Genomic DNA, 22263 nt, shown 5'->3' with positions numbered 1-22263 from the left:
GTCCAGACTCGGCGACAGTAAAAGTCCCCACGTCTGCCTCACGACTCGCCGCTAGTTCAAGGGAGCTGGTTCCCGCCGGTCGAAACGTTGAGCGTGTCGAGCGTCGTCGAGTTCACGCTGTTGGAGGCGACGAGCGTCGCGTTCCGGTTCGTGGGTACCCAGAGCGGGACGACGCTCTGCCCCGATCCGACGCTCACCGTATCGTACTCCTGTTTGTTCTCGCCGATGATCGTGATCGTCGTGACGTTGCCCGCCGCCGGCGTCGAGCGCAGCGTGGCGTTCACGCGGACGTGCTCGCTCGCCCACGGCTCCTCGGCCGAGAGGCTTTCGAAGACCGCCGAGCCGTCCGTATCCGCCGATATCGACGGTCCGAGCGTGAGACAGCCGCTAGAGACGAGCACGACGACGAGCACGATCGCGAGGGCACGACGCGGGGCTCCGGCCATACCCGTCGTTCACTGGTCGCGAGGAAAACGATTCTGGTCGCTATAGCCATCGCGCCGAACATCCGATCAGCTCCGTTCGACCATCGTCGTCAGCATGATCCCGTAGCCGATGACGAGCGCGGCGAGACCGGTCACCAGCGCGATCTCCACGGGACCGCTCGCACCCGAGCCGATGGCGACGACCGTGCCCGTCGCGCCGGCAACTGCTCCCACCTCTGCGCGTCGCGCGTCGTCGAAGCTCTCCTGATCGAGCCGAACGCCCATACGAAATATTTCGACCGGTGATCAATGAATCTTTCTCCGACGGCAGCGCGTGCGCGCTTCAGTCCTCTGGGATGGGGTACTCCGCACCGAGGTCGAGATCGTCTTCGGTAGTTCCTTCGCCGGGACTGACGCTGCCGGTTCGATAGCCCTCCAGATCGAGCGTGACGTGCTCGAAGCCGATATCGGAGAGATGCTCACGGGCCGCGCGGGCGAAGTCGGGATCGAGCGCGCGCTCCAGCTCATCGGGCGAGACCTCGATGCGGGCCAGGCCGTCGTGATCGCGCACGCGGAACTGTTCGAACCCCCAGGTTCGCAGCAGGGTTTCGGCCTTCTCGACGCGCGTCAGCCGCTCCTCAGTGACTTCGAGCCCTGTGGGAATTCGGGAGGAGAGACACGCCATCGAGGGTTTTTCAGAGACCGAGAGGTTGTACTCGCGGGCGATCTCCCTGACTCCTTCCTTGGTGATCCCGTGTTCGAGCAGCGGCGAGTAGGCGTTCAGCTCCTCGACGGCGCGAAGGCCGGGCCGGTGGCCCCCGCCCGGATCGGCGGCGTTCGTCCCGTCACAGACGGTGTCGATTCCCAGCTCGCGGGCGGCGTCGAACATCGCCGACAGCCGCATCGTCCGGCAGTGATAGCAGCGCTCGCCGTCGTTCTTGACGAATTCTTGACTGTCGAGCTCGGAGAACTCGACGATCTCGTGGCGGATCCCGATCTCCTCGGCGACTTCGCTGGCACCGCCGAGTTCGGCGTCGGGCAGTGTCTCGCTCTTCGCGGTGCAGGCCACCGCGTCGTCGCCGAGCGCGTCGTGAGCCAGCGCCGCGACGACGCTCGAATCCACGCCGCCGGAGAAGGCGACGAGCACGCCGTCGCGCTCCGCGAGATCCTCGCGTGCGGCGACCGCTTTCTCTCGGACGCTCATGGACTCGATGGGTGGCCACGCGCCAAAAGCACGGCGCTCGCGCTGCCCGGATGGTTTTTCTCCCCGGCGGGGGAGTATCGACTCGATGGAGCTCGAATCCATCTCCGGGGTCGGGGAGAAGACCGCGGCGCGCCTCCAGTCGATCGAGGAGCCTGAGCGCGCGCTGCGAGAGGGTGACGTGGCGGCGCTCGCGCGCGCACCGGAGATCACGCCGGGACGGGCGGCGGCCATCGCCCGCGCGGCCATCCGTGCCGAACACGACGATTCGGGGACCTTCCTCGCCACCGATCGCGCGCGCGAGATCCATCGTGCCGTACTCGATCTCCTCCAGGAGCGCGCGGTCACGGACGACGCCGCCCACCGACTGGAGACGCTCTTTCCAACGGGGAGCGCCTCGCGCATCGAGGAGGTCCGAGAATGGGTCGAGCGGGCGATGGAACGCGAGCCCGATCCCGAAACCTTGGACGCGCTCGTCGGCGTCGGACCGCTCGAATCCCCGCCAGCGGAGCGGATTCGCGAGCGCTGTCTCGCGACCGCGGACGCCGAACGCCACGCCGAGGCCCAGGAGGCGTTCCCGGAGCTCTCGGTCGAGATCGTCGAGGACACGCGCGGGCTGGCGGATCTCGCGCGCGGCTACGCGACCGTCATCGTTCTCGATGAGGCGTTCGCCGGCGTCGACATCGACGGCGACGTGCGGGTCATGCCGGACGCGCTCGACAGTCCCGAGGAGGTGGTCCCCGAGCGCACGCTCGCCTTCTTCGCGCACAACCGCGAGCGCATCCGTGCGGCGAGCGCCGTCCACCGCGCCGCGGAGCTCGATTCATCCCTCGATCTCGCGGCGCTCGACGATCGGCTCGCGGAGCTCGACGACGACGGCACGGTGATCGGCGACGATGAACTCGATCGGCTGGAACGGGCGGTCGACGACTTGGACGCGACGGTCTCCACAGCTGAGAGCGTCGCCAACGACCGGCTTCGGGAGGCCATCGAGGAGCGCGACGTCACGATCGAGGGGGCCGATCTGCTCTCGCTGGTCGAGCAGGGCGCGGGCGTCGATTCGCTGCTCTCGCGGGAGCTCGAGGACGAACACGCTGCGGCCATCGAGGCCGCACGCGACCATCTCGTCGATGCGCTGGCGCTCGACAGTAGTGAAGCCGAACTCGCGACGCGCGCGTTCCCCGAGGAACCGACGTTTCCGGTCGAGCACGACGAGGAGATCGTCAACCGACTACGCGAGGACCTGACGGTGGCGCGCGACCGTCGAGCGAGTCGACTGAAGCGCGATCTCGCGGCCGATCTCGCCGGCATGCGCGAGGGCTGTGACGAACTCGTTCGGGCAGCGCTCGCGCGCGACGTCGAACTCGCCGTTTCACGCTTCGCCCGTGACTTCGACTGCGTACTCCCCGAGTTCGGGGACTCGGGCATCGCCATCGAGGGTGGTTGCTCGCCGCTGCTCGACTGTGCCTTCGCGGAGGTCGAACCGATCGACTACGAGGTGTCGGGGCCGACGCTCCTCTCGGGCGTGAATTCGGGGGGCAAGACCTCGACGCTCGACCTGCTCGCGCTCGTGACGGTGCTTTCCCATATGGGGTTGCCCGTCCCTGCTGACTCGGTGCGTATCGAGCGCTACGAGGCGCTGCACTACCAGGAGAAGAGCCAAGGAACGCTCGATGCGGGCGCGTTCGAGGCCACCCTCCGGGAGTTCGCCGGTCTCGTCGCCGGCGGGACACACCGGCTCGTCCTCGTCGACGAACTCGAAAGCATCACCGAACCCGGCGCGTCGGCGACGATCATCGCCGGCATCCTGGAGGAGCTCGCCGGCAGTACGACGGGCGTGTTCGTCTCACATCTCGCCGGCGAGATCAGCGAGGCGGCCGATTTCTCGGTCTCGATCGACGGTATCGAGGCCGTCGGGCTCGACGACGGAGAACTGGTCGTCGAGCGCTCGCCGAAGAAGGACGTGCTCGCGCGTTCGACGCCCGAACTCATCGTCGAGAAGCTCGCCACGGAGTCCGACGACGACACCGACGGGTTCTACGAGAAACTGCTGGGGAAGTTCGAGTAGTCGAGTCGGTGTCTCACGTCCGATCCGCCATCGCGCTCCCGAACGGCTGTCCGCACGGAGTGGAACCGCTGATCGACTCACCGCGAATCACGACACGGACGGGAGTCGCGTGCCGCCGCAACCGCGGCAAACGAAACTCCGGTTGTACCAGCAGTTATGCCGTTGGGCCGTCTCCCGTCGATCACAATGGACGTCCACGAGGGTCAAACCCGTTCGTACGAGCGCACGTTCAGCGAGGACGACATCCAGCGGTTCGCCGAGCTGTCGGGCGATACGGGCCAACAGCACGTCGAGCGCGACGCCGAGGGCCGACTGATGGCCCAGGGGCTGCTCACCGCGACGCTCCCGACCAAGCTCGGCGGCGACATCGACTACATCGCCCACACGCTCGAGTTCGAGTTCGTGCGCCCGGTCTTCGCCGGCGACGCCATCACCTGCGAGTCGGAGATCCGATCGCTCACCGAGACCGACGACCGGACGCTGATGGAGTCGGCGTTCGTCTGCCACAACGGGGACGGCGAGGTCGTCATGCGCGGCGAGTCCGAAGGGATGATCCCGGCGTAGAACCGCCCGCCGCCCGCACCGATCCTCCTCTCAAATTACCACTGCTCATATCGCTCCGGCAATAATTACTGACAACTAACGAAGGGTTTTGGTCGAGGGGACGGTAGCGCGAGCATGGACGACGACCGACGGTTCGACACGCGGGCGATCGCCACGAGTGGAGACACCGCCGAAACCGGTGACGTGGTGCCACCGATCCATCTCTCCTCGACGTTCGAGCTCGGCGCGCTCGATCCGAGCATCGGTCTCGACGACGCCGACCCGGCCGCCGGCGAGTTCCTCTACTCGCGGCTCTCGAACCCGACGCGCCACGCCCTCGAAGAGCGTCTTGCCGCGCTCGAAGGCGGCGATCGCGCGTTCGCCTTCTCGTCGGGGACGGCCGCGGTCGCGACGACAGCACTGTCCGTCGTCGAACCCGGCGATCACGTCGTCGCCTTCGACGATCTCTACGCCGGCACGCGCCGACTGCTGGAGACCGTCTTCGAGGATCGTCTCGACGTCGCCGTCGATTTCGTCGACGCGACCGACGCCGAAACCGTGGCGGCGGCCATCGAACCCGAGACGAGCCTCGTGATGATGGAGACGCCGACCAACCCCCTGCTGAAGCTCTGCGATATCGAGGCCATCGCGGCGGCGGTCGGCGACGACGCGACCTTCGTCGTCGACAACACCTTCCTGAGTCCGTACTTCCAGCAGCCGCTCGAACTGGGTGCCGACGTCGTGGTCCACAGCACGACCAAGTATATCAACGGCCACTCCGACTCGGTCGGCGGCGCGGCGATCACGAGCGATGACGACCTCGCCGCGACGCTCGAATTCCACCAGCGGGTCGGGCTCGGCGACATGCTCGCGCCCTTCGATTCGTTCCTCGTCGCGCGCGGATTGAAGACGCTCCCCGTCCGGATGGAGCGCCACGCCGACAACGCGTCGATCCTTGCGACCCACCTCGACGAGCACGAGGCGGTTCGAGACGTCCACTATCCAGGTCTCGACAGCCATCCCCAGCACGAGCTCGCCCGGGAACAACAATCGGGCTTCGGCGGCGTACTCTCGTTCGAGCTCGACGGTGATTTCGAGGATGCGCAGGCCTTCCTCGAAGCGCTCAACGTGTTCTCGCTCGCCGTGAGCCTCGGCGGCGTCGAGAGCCTCATCGAGCATCCTGCGGGCATGACCCACGAGCCGATCCCGCGTGAGACGCGCCTCGAAAACGGCATCACCGACACTCTGATCAGGGTCTCGGTCGGCATCGAACACCCCGAGGATCTGCTCGCCGACCTCGAACGCGGCTTCGCGGCGATCGAGCGCACCGACGCGCCGACAACCGACTGAGTTGAGGGGTGATCGAGTGAATTTTAGACCCCCCGCGTCGCCCCGCCGTTCCGGAAGTCCGCCGCGCCGGTGTATTCGCCGGTCTCCGGGTCCCGTCGAATCGTCATGACGTTGCCGAGTCGTGTGAACGGCGCGAGCTCGTAGCCCAGCCCGCGCAGCCCTTGCTGGACGTCCCCCGGCACGCTCGCTTCGGGATAGATCGCGGGCTCCGAGTTGGCGTAGAGACGCGGTTCGGCGACCGCCTCGGCGAGGTCCATATCGAAATCGACGAGATTGATGATCATCTCCGCGACCGTCGTGATGATCGTCGTGCCACCGGGCGATCCCACGGTGAACAAGGGGTTCCCGTCGCGGAAGACGATCGTCGGGCTCGTCGAACTGAGCGGCCGCTTGAGGGGCTGGACCTCGTTCGGCCCGCCGGGTTCGGCGTCGAAGTCGGTGATCTCGTTGTTGAGCATGAACCCGTGGTCGGGCACCATGATGCCGCTGCCGAACAGCTGCTCGATGGTGCTCGTCCACGAGACCATGTTCCCCTCGCTATCGGCGACCGTGAAGTGCGTCGTGCTGCCGCGCGGACTGGGAATGTACGGGCGCGGTGCGTCCTTGACCTGCGAGACGTCGTCGACGGTGAGCGGGTCGATGGCGTAGGGGTCGCCGGGCTGGTAGCTCCAGGGATCGCCCGGCTGCTGGATCTCGGTCGTCACCCCGCCGCCCTCGATCGTCGCCCGGCGTTCGCCGAGGTATTCCTCGTCGAGCAGCCCTTGCCACGGCGCGTCGACGAACTGCTTGTCGCCCATGTACTCGCCGCGGTCGGCGTAGGCCAGTTTGTACGCCTCCGCCAGCAGCCGGTAGAGTTCGACCGACTGTCGGTCGTATCCAGCGAGATCGAACGGTTCGAGCAGCGAGAGGATGTGCGCGATCGTCAGCCCGCCGGAGCTCGGCAGCGGCTGCGTTCGCACCGTGACGTCGCCGTACTCGACGTACTCGGGTGTGTCGATGGTCACGTTGTACGCGCCCAGATCGGCGGCCGTCATGCTGCCGCCGTTCTCCTGGACGACGTCGGCGACCGCCTCGCTGACGGAGCCCTTGTAGAGCGCGCCGACGCCCTCCTCGGCGATGGTCTCGAAGGTCGCGGCGAGATCCGGCTGCTCGACCTGATCACCGATGGCGAGCGGTGTTCCGCCGGGCGCGAACACCGAGCGCGCGGCGTCGTTGAACTTCTCGTACTCCTCCTCGATCGTACTGCCCAGGTAGTAGTCGACCCGTGCCCCGCCCGCGAGATCGATCGCTGGCTCGATGAGATCGGCGATCTCCCGCGTGCCGAACCGCTTCAGCGCGATGTCGCAGGCCTTGAGCGTGCCGGGCACGCCGACTGCCTGCCCGAGCGTGATGCGCTCGTCGAACGGTATCGGCTCGCCGTCATCGTTGAGGAACATATCGGGCGTCGCGCCGAACGGCGCGCGCTCGCGGTTGTCCACCGAATAGAGTTCGTCCTCGCCCGCGTCGTAGACGAGCATGAACCCGCCACCGCCGATACCCGAGGTGTGGGGCTGGACGACGTTGAGCGCGAACTGGACCGCGACCGCTGCGTCGACCGCGTTGCCGCCCGCGTCGAGCACGTCGGCCCCGATACTGCTCGCCCGCGGGTCCGACGAGGCGACCATCCCCTCACCGCTGGTGGCCGTCTCGACGCGATCGACACGATCGCCGTCATCCGATTCGTCGTCGTGAGCAGTGGCCCGATCGGCCGTAGCTGGGAACGCGCCCGCACCGAGTGCGACGGCCGATCCCTTCAGAAACGTTCGGCGTCGCGTTTTACTCCGTCCGGTGCCTGCTTCTCCCTGCCCGTCGACGAACTGTCCGTCCTCCACGTCCCTTTGGCTGTCATCGTCTGTCATTCACTTCCAACTCACGACAGACCATATTAACGCTACTTGATGTATTACGCACTGGATGACATCGAAAACAACTCGTTCGGCGGCCCATGGTCAGCGCGCAGACGGACGAACTGTGGCGTAATGACGCTCCACCCCTCGATATCGCCGGAACGGATCGGGCTTCGTCGCGATCTCGTTGCTGTCTTCGCGATCGTACCGATTCGATTTGGCATTCGATATGAAATATAAGTTACAAAAGATATACGCGGGTAGCTGTCCAAATAGCGTCCATGTCCGCTTTATTGGACGGACAGACGGCCGTGATCACCGGGGCAGCGAGCGGGAACGGACGCGGCATCGCCCGACGGTTCGCCGAGGAGGGCGCGGACGTCGTGGCCGCCGACATCCAGGAAGAGGACCGTCTCGGCGGGCAGCCGACGCACGAACTGCTCGAAGCCGAGACCGACGTTCGCGCGAAGTACGTCGAGTGCGACGTGACCGACCGCGAATCGCTGGAAAGTGCGGTCGGGGCGGCCGAGGAGTTCGGCGGGATCGACGTGATGGTCAACAACGCGGGGATCATCGGCCCGCAGAAACCGCTCACGGAGGTCGGCTACGAGGAGTATCGGGGGCTCATGGAGATCAATCTGGATGGTGTGTACTTCGGGACCCAAGCCGCAGCGGCGGCGATGATCGAGCAGGAGGACGACGGATCCATCGTCAACATGGCGAGCGCGGCCGGCTTCGAGGGCTATCCGAACCTCACGCCGTACTCGACCGCGAAAGGTGGCGTTCGGCTGTTCTCGTACGCCGCAGCGGCCGATCTCGGTCAACACGGCGTTCGCGTCAACTCGATCCATCCGGGCCAGATCGAGACCGCGATGTCGTCCGAGGACATGGCGTCGGACGGGTCTGAACCGAGCGAACAGAGCGATCAATCGTCCTCTGGAATCCCGCTCGGTCGGCCCGGATCACCCGAGGAGGTCGGCGACGTCGTCGTGTTCCTGGCGAGCGACCTCGCGAGCTACGTCACGGGCGAGTCGATCCTCATCGACGGTGGACTGACCAACACCGGGTAGGGCTCGCCGCCGAAGCCTTGAAATCGTCGCGGAGCGTGGTGAAAGTGATGGCCGAGGACGGCATGCTCTCGTGGGACGAGTCGATCTTCCGTGACGAGCACGTCTTCGAGATCGACTACCTGCCCGAGACCTTTCGGCATCGCGACGAGCAGCTGGAGGGGCTGCAGTACGCGCTCCGGCCCGCCGTCCGGGGCTCGCGCCCGCTCAACGCGATGGTGCGCGGGCCCCCCGGCACGGGGAAGACGACCGCGATCCAGAAACTGTTCGGCGAACTCGACGGTCGGCGCGGGGTTCGAACCGTGCGCGTCAACTGCCAGGTCGACTCGACGCGCTACGCGGTCTTCTCGCGGATCTTCGAGCAGCTCTTCGAGTACGAACCGCCGGCCAGCGGCGTCTCGTTCAAGAGCCTGTTCAAGCAGATCACCGACCACCTCACCGACGAGGACGAGATCTTGACTGTGTGTCTCGACGACGTGAACTACCTCTTCTACGAGGGCGAAGCCTCCGAGACGCTCTACTCGCTGCTCAGAGCCCACGAAACCCATGCAGGAGCGAAGATCGGCGTTCTCCTGGTTTCCTCGGATCTCGATCTCGACGTGATCGCCGAACTCGATGGGCGCGTCCAGAGCGTCTTCCGTCCGGAGGAGGTGTTCTTCCCGGCCTACGACGAGGACGCGATCGTCGACATCCTCGGCGAGCGCGTCGAGCGCGGTTTCCGCAACGGCGTTCTCGCACCCCCCGTTCTCGATCGGGTGGCCGCCCTTACCGCCGAGACGGGCGATCTACGGGTCGGGATCGACCTCCTCCGGCGAGCGGGGCTGAACGCCGAACGCCGCGCGAGCGACGCCGTGGAGAGCGAGGACGTCGAGACGGCCTACGAGACGGCCAGACACGTCCATCTCTCGCGACGCGTTCGCGGGCTGTCCGATCCCGAACGAACGCTGCTGACGACGATCGCCGACCACGACGGCGAGCGCGCTGGCGCGGTCTACGAGGCCTTCCACGACGAGACGGGGCTCGGCTACACCCGCTATTCGGAGCTGGTCAACAAGCTCGACAGCGTCGGACTGATCGATGCCGACTACACCACCGTCGAGGGCCGCGGCCGGTCGCGCGAACTCTCGCTTTCCTACGACGCCGACGCGATCCGCGATCGGCTCTGAACTCCGTTCCCGTTTCGCAGCGCTTCGCTACTCGCTGCCCGTCCAACGGAGCAGTAGTAGTGTGCCCTCGAACAGGGTGATCATCGTCGCCGCGACGAGGATGGGGGCCATCCCGGTCGGGTCGGGGCTGAACAGGAAGGAGAGCCCGAGAAAAGCCCCCCAGAAGTAGAGCCGTTTGCTCGCGAGCCAGGCCCGTGAGGTGACGCCCATCATGATCGCGAGCATCACGAACAGCGGGATCTGGAAGACGAGCGCGAAAAAGCCCATCAGCAGCGTCATCAGGCCGAACGTCTCGGTCAGCCCGAACGCGATCGTCGTGACGCCCTCGGAGTACTGGAGGAAGTAGGTGAAGATCACAGGCAGGATGAGGTAGAACGCGAAGGCGACGCCGGCGATCGCGAGGATGAGGCTCGTCGGTACGGCCGCGAGGTAGTAGCGGCGCTCGTTGGGGTAGAGTCCGGGACGCATGAACCGGTAGGTCTGAAAGACGAAGAGTGGTAGCGCGATCACGAAGCCCGCGAGCGATGAGACCTTGAGTCGGGCGAGGATCAGCGCGAGCGGGTCGTAGACGCGTGGTTTGGCCGCTCCCGGTCCCATCGGTCCGGGCAGCAGTTCGTACCAGATGAAGTTGATGAGATCGTCGGCGATGGGGAAGACGATGCCGCTGACCAGCGCCATGACGACCAGCACGATCGCCAGCCGCTTGATCATCTCCTCGATGTGGTCGGCAAGCGGCATCTCGGTGTCGTCGAGCGGCACGTTCTCGCCGTCTGTGACACCCGTCCCCGTCGACTCGGCCATTCGATCGATCGTTTCGCGGTCAGCGTTGTAAGCCTTCTTCTCGCGGCCGCGACCGACAAGATTGATAACCGGGAGTCAGCAACCCTCTCGTAGAATGTCCGGAGCCGTCGACGACGACGTTCGCCGCTCGGTCGCGCGCGGACGGGAGACGCTGGGTGCGCTACTGTCGGCCGCCCAGACGCATCTCCAGAAGGTCGCGATCGTCTTCCTCGTCGCCTTCCTCGGATCGTTCTACGCGCTCTGGCTCTACGTCTGGGATCGCCTCAAAACGGATCTCTTCGCGCGATTGCCGCCCGCGGTCGCCAAGCAGACCTCGGTCGTCGCCACGACGCCGTTCGACGTCCCGCTCCTGCAGGTGAAGATCGCGCTGTTCGTCGCCGCGTTCGTCTCGCTGCCCGTCCTGCTCTACTACTCGCGCGACGCGCTCAAGACCCGGGGCTACTGGCCCCGGATCGGCGGCCGCTGGAAGGCCGCGCTCGTCGTGCTCATCGCCGCGCTGTTGTTCGTTCTCGGTGCCGCCTACGGCTACTTCGTCTTCTTCCCGCTGATGTTCGAATTCCTCGCGTCGAACTCCGTCGCGGTCGGCTTCCAGCCGACCTACTCGATCGTGCTCTGGGCGCAGTTCATCCTCCTGCTCTCCATTTCGTTCGGCGTCGCCGCCCAGCTCCCGCTCGTGATGACCGGGCTCTCGCTGTCGGAGATCGTCCCCTACGAGACCTTCCGCGAGAAGTGGAAATACGCCATCGTCGCCGCCTTCGGCTTCGGCGCGCTGTTCTCGCCGCCGGACCCGTTCACGCAGGTGCTCTGGGCGCTGCCGATCATCCTCCTCTACGTGCTCAGCCTCGGCCTCACGCGCATCGTCGTGACCCTCCAGCGCGGCGGGAGCGCCGTCAGCGTCCGCGGGGTCGTTCGCGACCGCTGGGCGCGCGTTCTCGGCATTCCCACCCTGGTCGCCGGCGGCGTCGCCGGGGCCATCATCGCCGGTTTCGGCGGCTACTTCAACCGGGTGATCGTCCCACAGATCCCCTTCTTTGCGCCCGAGGAGCCGGTGTTCAAGTATATCGGCCCGCTGCTCGGCCTGCCGCGAGACGCGGCCATTGCGGTCGTCGCGGCCGCGATCTTCCTCGTGCTGGTGGTCCTCGCGCTCGTCTACTACCTCTACCGCGCCGTCGAGCGTGCCGCCGCCGAACCCGGTCGCCCCGACAGCCCCGCGACGATCGACGTCGGCGCGCTCGACGCGGCGGGCGTTCGGGCCGCGCCGGCCGAGGCGTTCGCCGAAATGAGCGAGGAGGAGGCGACCGCGCAGGCGAGCATGGCGATGAGCGACGGCGATCCGAACAAGGCACAGGCGATCCTCGATCGCTTCGACGACGCACAGACCGCCGGCGAGAACGCCGACGAACTCGACGCGGATGCCGATCAGGACGAGGAGTTCCCCGACGAGTTCGAGCCGGCCGTCGAGGACCAAGAGCCCGAGGAACCCGAGGGCAACGCGCTCACCCGGACGACCGCCGGGATGGTCGATTCGTTCACCGCCGAGGAGACGACCGAGGAGGACATCGGCGGCTACTATTACGACATCGCGTTCGTCCTCAACAGCCTGCGCTCGCGGGCCTTCCTCCTCTTTGGACTGTTCATGGCCGTGCTCGCCGGCACGTTCATCTGGCTCTCGCAGGGAGCCATCGGCGGGATCCGATCGGATTTCCTCACCCGTCTTCCGGCGGCCGTCCGTCCCGAGAGCATCGGCGTCGTCGAACTCCACCCCGTCGAGGCGCTCGTCTTCGAGATCAAACTCAGTACGCTGCTGGCGGTGCTCGCCATCCTCCCGTTCTTCCTCTACTGGGCCTGGCCGGCGCTGCGCGAACGGGGTCTAGCCGGCGGCGACAGACGGGTGCTGTTCGCCTGGGCCGGTGCGATGCTGGCGAGCTTGGTCGGCGGCGTCGCCATCGGCTACACCACCGTGGCCCCCACAGTCATCTCGTGGCTCGCCGCCGACGTCGTGGGCTCGAACATGGTGGTCGCCTACCGGATCAGCGCCGCGGGCTGGCTCGTCTTCTTCACGACCGCCGGCATCGGCCTGCTCGCGATGATCCCCGTGACGATGGTGCTGTTCCATCGTGGGGGGCTGGTGCTCTACGGCGCGATGCGCAACCGCTGGCGCGAGGTGACGGTCGGCGTGTTCGCGTTCACCGCCTACGTCTCGCCACGTGGCGTGTTCATGATGTTCATCATCGGCATTCCGATCATGCTCTGCTACGGGCTCGGGCTCGGCCTGCTCTGGATATACACCCTCGGCGGGCGGCGAACGACGCGCGGCCAGCGCGAGAGCGCCGACTGATCGAACGGCCTATCTATACGTAGCGTTCGCCTCCGATATGACACACTCCTCGACGGATAGCGCCGGGAGGCCACGATGAGCGATCGCGGGGCCTCCGGCGTCCAGGTCGCGCTGATCGCCCTGTTCACGACCGCGCTCGTGACCGCCCAGCTCACCGCGACGAAGGTGCTCGCGTTCTCGATCCCGTTCTCGCTGCCGATCGTCGGCTCGGAGCTGATCCTCCCGGGCGCGTCGCTCGCCTACGCGCTGACCTTCCTCGCTTCGGACTGTTACTCGGAACTGTACGGCCGGCGGTCGGCTCACGTCCTCGTCAACCTCGGTTTCGCGATGAACCTCGTCCTGCTGGTGCTGGTCTGGGCGACGATCGCTGCCCCGGCCGCAGCCAGCAGCGCGGTCGATCCCGGGACGTTCGCCGCGGTGCTCGGCGCGAGCACGAACGTCGTACTGGGCAGCCTGATCGCCTATCTCGTCAGTCAGAACTGGGACGTGTTCGTCTTCCACCGGCTCAAGGAGTACACCGACGGGCGCGCGCTCTGGCTGCGCAACGTCGGCTCGACGGCGACGAGTCAGGCGATCGACACCGTGATCTTCGTCGGCGTCGCCTTCTATCTCGCGCCGGAACTGCTCGGCGTCGGCAGCGCGCTCCCGCCGTCGATCCTGCTCGGTCTCGGGATCGGCCAGTATCTGCTCAAACTCCTCATCGCGCTGTTCGACACGCCCGCGGTCTACGCCATCGTCGGCTACGCGCGCTCACGGACGACGGCCGGATCGGCCGCCGGCGCTGACTAACCCTCCCCCACTTCCTCACTCGCCGTCGTCCGATTCCAGTTCCGCCCGCCCGCTGGTCGCGCTCAGCAGTCGTTCGCGCAGCTCCGCAGCATCGGCGCTCGGCACGCGCACCGCGAAGCTCGCGCGCTCTTCGTACTCGGCCTCGAAATCCACGTCACTACTTTCGAGGATCCCACGAACGGTCCCCGAGTCGTCGTAGTCGACGGCGAGGCGGAGCCGTTCGTGCGGACGCTGTTCGACGGTTCCGGCGTCGTCGAGCGCGAGCTTCACCGCCCGGCCGTAGGCACGCGCGAGCCCGCCGACGCCGAGGTTCGTCCCGCCGTAGTAGCGCGTGACGACCGCCGCGACGTTCTCGATCTCCTCTCGTTCGAGAACCGTGAGCGCGGGTTTGCCGGCCGATCCGCCGGGCTCGCCGTCGTCGCTCGCGTACTCTCGGAGCGGATCGGCGCGCACCCGATAGGCTGGCACGTTGTGCGACGCGTCCGGGTGTTCGTTCTCGATGGCGGCGACGAACGCCTCAGCGTCGCCGACCGTTTCGGCCGGTGCGATGTAACCGATGAACCGTGAACCGCGCTCCTCGAAGGCCGCCTCGCCGCGCTCCCCGACCGTGCGATAGATCTCGCTCATTCGAGTTCGAGCTTGCGGACGAACGGGAGCTCGCGGATCTCGGTCAACACGTCACCGGGTAGCGGCTCGTCGGTGATGATCGACAGCCGCGGCTCGTCGGTGAACTCGGGGTCCTCGCTGATCGTCTGGCGGATCGAGACGTCGTGATCGGCGATCACGGTCGTGACGCGAGCGACGATGCCGACCCCTTCGGCGTCGCCGACCGCGACGGTGAGCACCGAGAGATCGAGCACCGGCGCGAGGTCCTTCAAACTGGGGACCGCCGAAATGTTCCGGAAGATGGGTCGCAGTTCGTCGTCGTCGAGCAGCGTGTCGGTCGTCGAATCGACCACTCTCCTGTCGACGCCGACCTCGGTCGCGATCTGCGTGTTCGGGATCTCGATGTCGCCCGAGACCACCCGGCCCTCCGAACTCACCGAGAAGCCGCGTTCGAGCAGCAGCCTGACGACCGCCTGCTGGCCCGGACTGCCAGCGAACTTCGCCATGATCTCATCGAACATCACAGCGTGCCTTTCGTGCTCGGGGTTCCCTCGCGGCGCTCGTCGGGACGGGTGGCGTCGTCGAGCGCCCGCGCGACGGCCTTGAACAGCGCCTCGATCTCGTGGTGGGCGTTCTCGCCCGTCACTTCGGTATGGAGCGTCAGCCCGGCGTTCGTCGCGAGCGAGCGGAAGAAATGTGGGGCCATCGCGCTCGTGAACTCACCGACCGTGGCCTGCGAGAATGTGCCATCGAACCGAAAGAGCGGTCGTCCGGAAACGTCGACGACAGCGCCCGCGACGGCCTCGTCGAGGGGAACTTTTCGATCGGCGAACCGTTGGATCCCGGCACGGTCGCCGAGCGCCTCGTCGACGGCCGTTCCGAGCGCGATGGCGACGTCCTCGATCGTGTGGTGGTCGTCGATGTGGAGGTCGCCGTTGCAGGTCACGTCGAGATCGAACAGGCCGTGTTTCGCGAACGAGTCGAGCATGTGATCGAGGAAGCCGATGCCCGTCTCGGCGGTCGAGTCGCCGTCGCCGTCGATGGTGAGCGAGAGCTCGATGGCCGTCTCGGCCGTCTCGCGCGTTACGGTCGCAGTCCGGGGCATATCGGTGCTTTCCGGGCAGACGTAAGGCGGTTGTGCTAGCCGTCGGCCGTTCCAAACCCTTATTTTCCAGCCGACTGCCATCTGAGCCATGGATATCGACGATGGAACGAGCGACCGTGACCCGGACGACGACCGGTCCACCGCCGGTGATCGTTCCACGGCCGACGATCACACCACGACTGACGGCCGTTCCACGGCCGACGACCGCTCCACGGCCGACACCACCCCGACTGCCGACCGATCGACCGGTGAGACGCGCCGCGAGGGTGGTGCCGGTGAGACGATCGGCCGGAGCCTCGACTCGGCGCGCGACACGCTCGCCCAGTCCGGCCCGCGATCACAGCTCACGTTCGTCATCGGGCTGTTCGGCATCGTCGGTGCCGGGTTCGGTCTGCTGGGCGTCATCGTCCTCGAACTGCTCGCCGGCGGCAGCGGTGGCGGGTTCGGCGGGGCGATCATCGCTGGCCTGTTTCTGATCTCGGTGCTGATCGTCGTGTTGCTGACCGGTCCCGTCATGGCCGTCATCTCCGGGCTCCGTATCGCCGAACGGTTGGACGAGGCACGGGCGACCTATCTCACGAGCTTCATCGCCACCGCGGTCGGCTACGTCGTGATGGTGCTCATCGCTGCCGTCCTCATCGGCCTCGTCGCCGGCGGTGGCGGCGGTGGTGCCGAAGCCACCCCAACTGGTAGTACGACCACGAATCCCTTCGACATCGCCGGTCTCATCGTCCCGCTGGTCGCTCTCGCCATCCCGGTCGGTCTCACCGGGTTGGCGTCGGCGTTCCTCACGCGTTGGAACGCCACTCGGTGAAACGAAACCGTCCTCTCACCCTCGATCGCTGATTCGCTCGCCGTCGCCGTACTGACCCCGTGCCGGCGGTTCCCTCACTCGTCGAGCGCCGCACGCGCGTCGGCGAGCGTGAACCTCCCTTCGTAGAGCGCGCTGCCGACGACGACCGCGTCCGCACCCGCCCCGCGGAGCGTCCGGATGTCGTCGATCGTGCCGACACCGCCGCTGGCGACGACCGGGATCGAGACCGCCTCCGTGATCCGACGGACGCGCTCGGCCTCGACACCCTCCAGCCGGCCCTCGACGTCGACATCGGTGAACAGAATCCCGCCCGCCCCGCGCTCCGCGTACTCGACGGCCGCCTCGGCAGGATTCAACCCTGTGCCCTCGGTCCAACCGGCGACGACCACTTCGCCATCGCTGGCGTCGAGACTGACGAGCACTCGTTCGGGGTGGGTCTCGCTGATCTCGTCGACGAGATCGGGATTTTCGACGGCTGCAGTGCCCAGAATCACGCGCTCGACGCCGCTGTCGAGCAGCGAACGGGCGTCGGCGGCGGTGCGGATCCCGCCACCGAGCTGCACGGGAACGTCGACCGCCTCGACGATCCGTTCGATCGCCCGTGCGTTCTCGCGTTCGCCCTCGAACGCACCGTCGAGATCGACGAGATGGAGCGTGCGCGCGCCCGCCGCGACCCAGCGTTCGGCCGCTTCGACCGGGTCGCCGTACGCCGTTTCGCTCCCGCGCTCGCCGCCGACGAGCTGGACGACCTTCCCTTCTTGCACGTCGACGGCCGGGATCACCTCGAAACCCTCGAACATGAGGGGCTCTCCGCGAGCGCCGGCCTAAACCCGTCGGAAGCCGTCGCCGATAACTTACGAAATGGTTTCTCGTGAGCGAGAAAGAACTATCCGTTCGGCGTCGTATGAGGAACTATGGCACTCTCGGCTCTCTTCGTGGTCGGCCTCGGCGTCGCGGTGTTCGTCGGCTTCAACGTCGGCGGCTCGAACATCGGTGTCGCCTTCGGGCCGGCCGCCGGCGCGAGCGCGGTCTCGAAGACCGGCGCGGCGGCGCTGATGACGCTCTTTTTCTTCCTCGGCGGCTGGACGGTCGGGCGTGGTGTCGTCCGAACGATGGGCGGGCGGATCGTCCCGTCGAGCTACTTCACGCCCGAGACGAGCGTCGTCGTGCTCTTCTTCATCGGATTCGCGCTGTTCCTCGCCAACGTCGTCGGCGTCCCCGCCTCGACCTCGATGACCGGCGTCGGCTCGATCGCGGGCCTCGGGCTGGCGAGCGAGGCGCTCGACTGGGCGACGATGACCGAGATCCTGACCTGGTGGCTCGTCTCGCCGATCGTCGCCTTCTGGGTCAGCGCCGTCGTCGGCCGGTATTTCTACTCACGGCTCGCCAGCGCGCTCGCGATCAAGCAGACCGAGGGATCGCTGCTCGCACTCGATCGTCGGGGGGCGCTGCCACGGCCGCGCCTCGGGGCGAACACCACCCGTCGCGAGGCCGTCGGGACGCTGTTGGTGGTCATCGTGGCCTGCTATACGGCGTTCAGCGCGGGCACGTCGAACGCCGCCAACGCGATCGCGCCGCTGGTCGGCGCGGGCACGCTCGCGATAGAGCCCGGATTGCTGCTCGTCGGCGTCGCGGTCGGGCTCGGCGCGTTCACGATCGGCCGGCGAACGATCGCGACGATGGGCGAGGGGCTCACCGAGATGCCGCTGCTGGCGGCGCTCGTGGTCGCGATCGTGAGTTCGACGCTCGTCACGATCTTATCGTGGTTCGACATCCCCGTCAGCGTCGTCATCATCGCCACGATGTCGATCGTCGGGCTCGGCTGGGGCCGGGCGACCCGGACCGTCGACGAGCGCACCGATCCGCTGGCGACGGGTGGGACGTCGGTCGGCGAGGCTGTGGTGGCCGATGAGGACCTGCGTGATCCGGGGGCGACCGACGAGGCGGCGGAGCTGTTCGAGCCGGCGACGACGGCGAAAGTCATCGCCCTCCAGAACCTGGTTCCCGCGATCTCGACGATCGCTGCCTACCTCGTTTTCCGGTTTCTCACGGTCTTTTAATCGATTCTGTGATCCGAACAACAACACCTAACAAGCCGGGGGGTGAACGGCGGGTGATGCCCACCGTAGAATACGTCAACTACGAAGTGTTCGACGATCAGGGATGGGAAATCGACGACGACGACCTGTTCGAGAAGGCCGAAGACGCCGGTCTCGGTGAAGAGGATTACGGCACGATCGACGTCAACGAGTCGGAGTACATCCTCGAAGCCGCCGAGGCACAGGGGTACGACTGGCCGTTCTCGTGCCGGGCGGGCGCGTGTGCGAACTGCGCCGCCATCGTCAAAGAGGGCGAGATCGACATGGACATGCAGCAGATCCTCTCCAACGAGGAGGTCGAGGACCGTAACGTGCGTCTGACCTGCATCGGCAGCCCGGCCGCCGACGAGGTCAAGATCGTCTACAACGCCAAACACCTCGACTACCTGCAGAACCGCGTCATATAACGCCCCCACTTTTCACACGGGGTCTTCGCTTGCGCTTCCGGCGCTCGCTCGAACTCCGTGGGAACCCTATCCTCGCGCGTCGACAGTGAACGACGGCTCAGAGGCGCTCTGCTCTTTAGGTGGATGAACGACTCCCGCTCGCTCGGCCGTTGGCCTCGCTCGCTACCGTCAGTTGCGCTCGCCGCCACCCTGCTACCCCGCCATCCCGATCGCTGCCGTCGCTCCGTCACTGCCGACGATCCACCGAACAGTTTTGTGACTGCATGGTGAGTGATGGATATGACACGAACGGCCGTCATCGCGGGCGTCGGTCCCGGACTGGGTGCGTCGATCGCTCGGAAATTCGTCGCGGAGGGCTGTGCAGTCGGCCTGTTCGCACGTTCTTCGGCATTCATCGAGGAGCTCGCCGACGAACTGAACGAGGACGGTGAGGCACTCGCGATCCGGACGGACATCACCGATGCGGAGCAGGTCGCGGCGGGATTCGAAGAGATCCGCGAGGCGTTCGGCCCCGTCGACGTACTCGTCAACCACGCGAGCGGCGGCGCGTGGAAGGGACTGCTGGACCTCTCGGACGAGGAGTTCGAGGAAGCCCTCGCGATCGGCCCGCAGGGGAGTTTCCACTGCTCACAGGCGGCCGTTTCCGACATGCTCGACAACGACGGCGGGACGGTGATCTTCACCGGTGCGACCTCCTCGGTTCGCGGCAACGAGGGTGCGCTCGCCTTCTCGGCCGGGAAGTTCGCCGTCCGCGGGATGGCCGAGTCGATGGCCCGCGATCTCGGCCCGCAGGGAATCCACGTCGCTCACGTCGTCATCGACGGCGGCATCCGCCCGCCCGACCAGGACGTCGAACATCCCGACGACTACCTCGATCCCGACGCCATCGCCACGAACTACTGGCAGCTCGTCGAACAGGACGAGTGCGCGTGGACGCTCGAACTCGATCTCCGCCCGCACGCCGAGGAGTTCTGATTCGCTTTCACCGGCGAGAACACTGCTATGCAGCAGAAGCTACATTGCAGAACCGACTCATCACGATAGCATGCCGGAAATCGTCCACCACACCGACGAGAGCGCCGCTGGCGGTGTGTCACCGTTCGATGCCGCGATACGGGAGATCGTCGCCGACGAGGAGGTGCTGTTCGCGTCACCGTACATCACGCTTGACTATCTCGATGGCGTTCTCGACGATACAGCGTCGTGGCGGCTGTTGACCGATATGGAGGCGTGGCTCGACAACTACCGCAGGAGTGAGCGCGAAACCATCCGTGAGTTCGTCGCACGCCACCCCGAGCGAATACGTGACGTTCGGAACCTCCACGCGAAGGCTGTCATCGGTGAAACCGGCGCGCTCGTCGGATCGGCGAACCTCGCCCGAACTGGGCTGGGACGACGGGACGAACTCGGCGTTCGGTTCGACGACCCCGAACGAATCGTGGAGCTACGCGAGTGGTTCGAGGGATTGTGGACCGAAAGTTCGCCGGCGAAACTCGATGCCATCGACGAGCGCATCCAAACCTCCTCTTCCATCCCGAGCAGCGCAAGCGCGAGCAGTGCAACGTCGATTCCCTCGGAATCGCGTCGGGTTAGCGCTACGATAGCAAAATCCAGTCCTGAAAAACGAACAGGAGATGGCTATGACAGACTCATAAATCGTCTAACGAAAGCACCGTGCCGCGAGTGGGCTGCGGAACATCTCGAATTGATGCGTGAACTCATCGAGATATCTGGATTGGATGATGAGGACAAGCAGTTGGTTACTTCAGTTCCTTCATCAGGAACCGAGATCAGACTGATCATCGGGAACAGAGTTGTTTTCGGTTTCGTTGGAAAGACGGGAAACTGGACGCGATTCATCATTCCTGATGACTACGAAAATATCGGCGAATTGTTGCAGTCTGTCCCACGCAACTACGATTTCAAGGGAGAAAGCGCACCCCATCTGCCAGCAGTTACTGATGGTCTACATAGGGCGCGCCAAACGCTATTCCGGAAGGCATGGATCGAAGCAACACTCAACGAGATCGGCCGATATGAGACGTCACCCTATCGTAATCGTAGCCACGAACCAGCCGTGTATCGAGCGGCTGTCGACCACGATTACAGGAAACGAATCCTCGACGAAGCGTTCGATCGATAGCTGCCAACAGCTGTTCTCGCGAAAAGCTTCATGCTGACACACACGCATGTGTACACATGGGGACGAAGACCATCCGGCTGGACGACGAGGCCTACGAACGTCTCGCCAGCCGAAAGCGTGAGGACGAGAGTTTCTCGGATGTCGTCAAGCGTGTCACCGGCGAGCGATCGTTGCTTGAAATCGCCGGAATTCTCTCGGACGACGAGGCCGAAACGATGCGCGAAACCGTTGCCGAGCGGCGTTAACGTTCGCGTATGACTGCAAAATTATTTGTTGACCTGAATAGCTAACTCAGCCTTCGAAACCGTCCTCGAACCGGAACGTACCGTCGCGCTGGACGACCTCACCGTCGACTTCGATCCGCGAATCCTCGCTCATGTCGACGATCATATCGACGTGCTGTGCGCTCTGGTTCTGCTTGTTGTCCTCGCCGACGTTGTCGTCGTAGGCACGGCCGACGGCCATATGCACCGTGTCGCCCATCTTCTCGTCGAACAGCATGTTGTAGCTGAAGTGGTCGATGTCGCGGTTCATCCCGATGCCCAGCTCGCCGAGCCGGCGCGCACCCGCGTCGGTATCGAGGATCGTCGTCAGGAGGTCCTCGTTCTTCTCGGCCTCGTGGGAAACGACCTCGCCCTCCTCGAAGGTGAGTCGCACGTCGGTGATCTCGCGGCCGCGGCGATAGACCGGTTTGTCGAAGTGGACGTCGCCCGAGACGGAATCCGGCACCGGTGCGGTGAACACCTCGCCGCCGGGCAGGTTGTGGCTGTCGGTGTCGTTGATCGCGTGGTTGCCCGCGATCGACATCGTGACGTCGGTCGAGGCACCCGAGACGATTCGGACCTCCTCGGCGTCGTCGAGGATTTCGACCAACTGGGCCTGGAACTCGGCCTGTTCGTTCCAGTCCTTCAGGATGGCGTCGTAGACGAAGTTCTCGTAGGCTTCGATGCTCATCTCGGCGAGCTGTGCGTTCGCCGTCGTGGGATGCTGGGTGAGCGTCCAGCGGTGGCCGAGGCGCTCTTCGAGGATCGGGCCGTGGGCCTTCTCGTAGGCCGAGTTCACGTCCGGATCGACGTCGCCGAGTTCGGTGACGTTCTCGTGGCCGCGGATGATCGCGTGGCAGTCGGCGGCCTCGACGAGCGCGCGCTGGTGGGCAGGCGTCTCGAACTCCACTCCACTCTCGTCGGCGGCGTTGAGATAGGCCCGCATCGCCCGGCCGCTGCGATTGGTCCGGATCGCGAGCGGATTGGCACCGCGTTCGCCCGCGACCTCGTAGAGGGCGGTCACGAGGTCGTCGGCCGGCGGCTCGGATTTGATGAGGAACTCGTCGCCGGCCGCGAGATCGACGGCGTCGGCGATCAGCTGTGCGTGCTCGCGGACTCGTGGGTCCATGTCTCATCGAGCCGTGGACGATCCAAACCAGTTTCGGAACCCGATCTCCATCGGCCCGCTTTA

The 22263-nt window shown here is 65.9% G+C and carries 23 protein-coding genes; 13 read left to right on the top strand and 10 right to left on the bottom strand.

The window, feature by feature from the left end; genetic code table 11:
• Nucleotides 1-56: 56 nt before the first annotated feature.
• The 3 genes from MUK72_RS01955 to larE form a co-directional block, all read right to left on the bottom strand.
• A complete protein-coding gene (locus MUK72_RS01955) occupies nt 57-446 on the bottom strand; it encodes a hypothetical protein (protein WP_244703298.1) in 390 nt (129 codons plus the stop codon).
• Nucleotides 447-512: 66 nt separating this feature from the next.
• On the bottom strand, nt 513-710 hold the full coding sequence (locus tag MUK72_RS01950) for a hypothetical protein (protein ID WP_244703296.1): 198 nt from the start codon (nt 708-710) through the stop codon (nt 513-515).
• A 58-nt stretch (nt 711-768) separates the two neighbouring features.
• A complete protein-coding gene (larE, locus tag MUK72_RS01945; protein ID WP_244703294.1) occupies nt 769-1629 on the bottom strand; it encodes an ATP-dependent sacrificial sulfur transferase LarE in 861 nt (286 codons plus the stop codon).
• 85 nt (nt 1630-1714) lie between these two features.
• Between larE and MUK72_RS01940 the strand changes: the two genes are divergently transcribed.
• The 3 genes from MUK72_RS01940 (at nt 1715) to MUK72_RS01930 (ending at nt 5587) form a co-directional block, all read left to right on the top strand.
• Nucleotides 1715-3694, top strand: coding sequence for a MutS2 family protein (locus tag MUK72_RS01940; protein WP_244703292.1), 1980 nt, complete (start codon nt 1715-1717; stop codon nt 3692-3694).
• A gap of 186 nt (nt 3695-3880) precedes the next feature.
• Nucleotides 3881-4258: an FAS1-like dehydratase domain-containing protein gene (locus MUK72_RS01935; RefSeq protein WP_244703290.1), complete on the top strand. Its 378-nt coding sequence runs from the start codon at nt 3881-3883 to the stop codon at nt 4256-4258.
• Between the two features lie 114 nt (nt 4259-4372).
• On the top strand, nt 4373-5587 hold the full coding sequence (locus MUK72_RS01930) for a trans-sulfuration enzyme family protein (RefSeq protein WP_244703288.1): 1215 nt from the start codon (nt 4373-4375) through the stop codon (nt 5585-5587).
• Between the two features lie 23 nt (nt 5588-5610).
• On the opposite strand, the gene ggt is transcribed toward MUK72_RS01930, so the two are convergent.
• Nucleotides 5611-7485 carry a gamma-glutamyltransferase gene (gene ggt, locus MUK72_RS01925; protein ID WP_244703286.1) on the bottom strand — a complete coding sequence of 625 codons (1875 nt, stop codon included), beginning with the start codon at nt 7483-7485 and terminating at the stop codon, nt 5611-5613.
• 269 nt (nt 7486-7754) lie between these two features.
• Between ggt and MUK72_RS01920 the strand changes: the two genes are divergently transcribed.
• Nucleotides 7755-8543, top strand: coding sequence for an SDR family oxidoreductase (locus MUK72_RS01920; RefSeq protein WP_244703283.1), 789 nt, complete (start codon nt 7755-7757; stop codon nt 8541-8543).
• Nucleotides 8544-8590: 47 nt separating this feature from the next.
• Nucleotides 8591-9706: an ORC1-type DNA replication protein gene (locus MUK72_RS01915; protein ID WP_244703281.1), complete on the top strand. Its 1116-nt coding sequence runs from the start codon at nt 8591-8593 to the stop codon at nt 9704-9706.
• A 27-nt stretch (nt 9707-9733) separates the two neighbouring features.
• On the opposite strand, the gene tatC is transcribed toward MUK72_RS01915, so the two are convergent.
• Complete coding sequence (tatC, locus tag MUK72_RS01910) at nt 9734-10507, bottom strand: twin-arginine translocase subunit TatC (protein ID WP_244703279.1); 774 nt, start codon at nt 10505-10507, stop codon at nt 9734-9736.
• A gap of 94 nt (nt 10508-10601) precedes the next feature.
• On the opposite strand from tatC, the gene MUK72_RS01905 reads away from it, so the two are divergent.
• Entirely contained in the window at nt 10602-12845 is a 2244-nt protein-coding gene (locus MUK72_RS01905; protein WP_244703277.1) for a twin-arginine translocase subunit TatC, read from the top strand.
• A gap of 75 nt (nt 12846-12920) precedes the next feature.
• Nucleotides 12921-13634 (top strand): queuosine precursor transporter, encoded by a 714-nt coding sequence (locus MUK72_RS01900; RefSeq protein ID WP_004051782.1) that lies wholly within the window; start codon nt 12921-12923, stop codon nt 13632-13634.
• Between the two features lie 15 nt (nt 13635-13649).
• Here the strand turns inward: MUK72_RS01900 and MUK72_RS01895 are convergent, their stop codons facing one another.
• The 3 genes from MUK72_RS01895 to hisB are packed head-to-tail and all read right to left on the bottom strand — an operon-like array spanning nt 13650 to nt 15345.
• Nucleotides 13650-14261, bottom strand: a complete 612-nt coding sequence (locus tag MUK72_RS01895; RefSeq protein WP_244703275.1) for an IMPACT family protein — start codon at nt 14259-14261, stop codon at nt 13650-13652.
• Nucleotides 14258-14761 (bottom strand): TrpY family transcription regulator, encoded by a 504-nt coding sequence (gene trpY, locus MUK72_RS01890; RefSeq protein ID WP_244703273.1) that lies wholly within the window; start codon nt 14759-14761, stop codon nt 14258-14260. Before trpY ends, MUK72_RS01895 begins: the two co-directional genes overlap by 4 nt.
• Nucleotides 14761-15345, bottom strand: a complete 585-nt coding sequence (gene hisB, locus MUK72_RS01885) for an imidazoleglycerol-phosphate dehydratase HisB (RefSeq protein ID WP_244703270.1) — start codon at nt 15343-15345, stop codon at nt 14761-14763. Before hisB ends, trpY begins: the two co-directional genes overlap by 1 nt.
• 88 nt (nt 15346-15433) lie before the next feature.
• Here hisB and MUK72_RS01880 point away from each other — a divergent pair, with 88 nt between their 5' ends.
• On the top strand, nt 15434-16159 hold the full coding sequence (locus MUK72_RS01880) for a hypothetical protein (RefSeq protein WP_244703268.1): 726 nt from the start codon (nt 15434-15436) through the stop codon (nt 16157-16159).
• A gap of 74 nt (nt 16160-16233) precedes the next feature.
• On the opposite strand, the gene hisA is transcribed toward MUK72_RS01880, so the two are convergent.
• Entirely contained in the window at nt 16234-16959 is a 726-nt protein-coding gene (gene hisA, locus MUK72_RS01875) for a 1-(5-phosphoribosyl)-5-[(5-phosphoribosylamino)methylideneamino]imidazole-4-carboxamide isomerase (protein WP_244703266.1), read from the bottom strand.
• Nucleotides 16960-17073: 114 nt separating this feature from the next.
• On the opposite strand from hisA, the gene MUK72_RS01870 reads away from it, so the two are divergent.
• The 5 genes from MUK72_RS01870 to MUK72_RS01850 all read left to right on the top strand — a co-directional run bounded on the left by MUK72_RS01870 (nt 17074) and on the right by MUK72_RS01850 (nt 21053).
• Complete coding sequence (locus tag MUK72_RS01870; RefSeq protein WP_244703264.1) at nt 17074-18219, top strand: inorganic phosphate transporter; 1146 nt, start codon at nt 17074-17076, stop codon at nt 18217-18219.
• A gap of 56 nt (nt 18220-18275) precedes the next feature.
• Nucleotides 18276-18665, top strand: coding sequence for a ferredoxin Fer (gene fer, locus MUK72_RS01865; RefSeq protein WP_004051793.1), 390 nt, complete (start codon nt 18276-18278; stop codon nt 18663-18665).
• Between the two features lie 279 nt (nt 18666-18944).
• Complete coding sequence (locus MUK72_RS01860) at nt 18945-19640, top strand: SDR family NAD(P)-dependent oxidoreductase (protein ID WP_244703262.1); 696 nt, start codon at nt 18945-18947, stop codon at nt 19638-19640.
• 70 nt (nt 19641-19710) lie between these two features.
• Nucleotides 19711-20808, top strand: a complete 1098-nt coding sequence (locus MUK72_RS01855) for a phospholipase D-like domain-containing protein (RefSeq protein ID WP_244703260.1) — start codon at nt 19711-19713, stop codon at nt 20806-20808.
• Nucleotides 20809-20864: 56 nt separating this feature from the next.
• Nucleotides 20865-21053: an antitoxin VapB family protein gene (locus MUK72_RS01850; protein ID WP_244703258.1), complete on the top strand. Its 189-nt coding sequence runs from the start codon at nt 20865-20867 to the stop codon at nt 21051-21053.
• A gap of 46 nt (nt 21054-21099) precedes the next feature.
• Here MUK72_RS01850 and MUK72_RS01845 read toward each other — a convergent pair whose 3' ends face one another.
• Nucleotides 21100-22200, bottom strand: a complete 1101-nt coding sequence (locus MUK72_RS01845; RefSeq protein ID WP_244703256.1) for an aminopeptidase — start codon at nt 22198-22200, stop codon at nt 21100-21102.
• Nucleotides 22201-22263 lie beyond the last annotated feature (63 nt).

The sequence above is a fragment of the Halococcus dombrowskii genome (genome assembly GCF_022870485.1).
Lineage (GTDB): Archaea > Halobacteriota > Halobacteria > Halobacteriales > Halococcaceae > Halococcus > Halococcus morrhuae.
This window is presented reverse-complemented; position numbering and strand designations above follow the sequence as displayed.